The 1,096-nt window shown below is 48.7% G+C and carries 1 protein-coding gene; it reads left to right on the plus strand.

The window, feature by feature from the left end:
* A partial coding sequence (gene gcvT, locus R7E78_RS24535) for a glycine cleavage system aminomethyltransferase GcvT (RefSeq protein WP_318058396.1) occupies positions 1 to 1,066 on the plus strand: 1,066 nt, incomplete at its 5' end.
* Positions 1,067 to 1,096 lie beyond the last annotated feature (30 nt).

Genomic DNA, 1,096 nt, shown 5'->3' on the forward strand with positions numbered 1-1,096 from the left:
CGCAAAAATGGTCCCGTTCGCGGGTTACGATATGCCGGTTCAATACCCTCTAGGCGTAAAGAAGGAACACTTACACACTCGTGATGCAGCAGGTTTGTTTGATGTGTCTCATATGGGTCAGCTTCGCTTAATTGGTGAAGGCGCTGCAGCATTTCTAGAAACATTAGTTCCTGTTGATATTGTGGATCTTGAGTCTGGCAAACAGCGTTATGCGTTCTTCACCAATGAAGAAGGCGGCATTATTGATGACCTAATGGTTGCAAACTTGGGCGATCATCTTTTTGTGGTTGTGAACGCAGCGTGTAAAGAACAAGACATCGCTCACCTAAAAGCGCACCTGCCATCGGGTGTTGAACTAGAAGTCATTGAGGATCGCGCTCTGCTTGCTATTCAAGGCCCTCAAGCGGCGACGGTGTTAGCACGTTTTGCTCCAGAAGTGGCAGACATGCTGTTCATGGATATTCGTAAAGTGGAAATTCTGGGCGCTGAGTGCATTGTTTCTCGCAGTGGCTACACTGGCGAAGATGGTTACGAAATCTCGGTTCCTGCTGACAAAGCAGAAGAGCTAGCACGCAAACTGACTGCGGAAGAAGAAGTGGAATGGATTGGCCTTGGTGCGCGTGATTCACTTCGGCTAGAGTGTGGTTTGTGTCTATACGGACATGACTTAGACACAACAACTACGCCTGTAGAAGCGAGCTTGCTTTGGGGTATCCAAAAAGTGCGCCGTGTTGGCGGTGAACGTGAAGGTGGTTTCCCTGGTGCTGACATCATTCTAAAGCAGATTGAAACCAAAGATGTTGCACGTAAGCGTGTTGGCCTTGTTGGTCAAACAAAAGCGCCAGTTCGTGAAGGTGTTGAGCTGTTTGATGTTGATGGTGCGAAAATTGGTATCGTCACCAGCGGTACAGCCGGTCCAAACGCAGGTAAGCCAGTATCAATGGGCTATGTGCGCGCCGATCTTGCTGCGATTGGTACGGAGCTGTTCGCAGAAGTGCGTGGCAAAATGTCACCAATGACGGTAGAAAAAATGCCGTTTGTGCCGCAACGCTATTACCGCGGTTAAAACTGAATGAAACAAAAATGCCGAGCTGAA

It is taken from the genome of Vibrio sp. YT-19(2023) (assembly GCF_033337395.1).